The organism is Shewanella sp. AS16, assembly GCF_021412365.1.
In the GTDB taxonomy this organism is placed as follows: domain Bacteria; phylum Pseudomonadota; class Gammaproteobacteria; order Enterobacterales; family Shewanellaceae; genus Shewanella; species Shewanella salipaludis.
Window position 1 is genome coordinate 1 of the sequence record NZ_JAKCLK010000324.1, and the last position, 287, is coordinate 287.

Consider the following 287-nt stretch of genomic DNA (forward strand, 5'->3'; position numbering starts at 1 on the left):
GCACCGATAACAAACAGCAGTCTGCGTTTCAGCTCGCCTAAGCCACCTTTGGCACTTTGAAAATCTAATCCCGGTTGTTTAGCCATCTGCTACTTATTCCTCGATTTTACCGCCAGCAGCTTCGATAGCAGCACGAGCGCCTTTAGTAACACGCAGGCCACGAACAGTTACCGGAGTCGTTACTTCGCCAGCCAGGATCACTTTCGCGAACTCGATCTGGATACCGATAATGTTAGCCGCTTTCAGCGTGTTCAGGTCTACAACACCGCCTTCTACTTTAGCCAGGT

1 protein-coding gene is annotated in these 287 nt (G+C 50.5%); it reads right to left on the reverse strand.

All coding sequences use genetic code 11. From position 1 onward, the window contains the following. Positions 1 to 93: 93 nt before the first annotated feature. Positions 94 to 287: uL15 family ribosomal protein (locus LZP73_RS20485; protein ID WP_234236806.1), on the reverse strand; the 194-nt coding region annotated here is incomplete at its 5' end.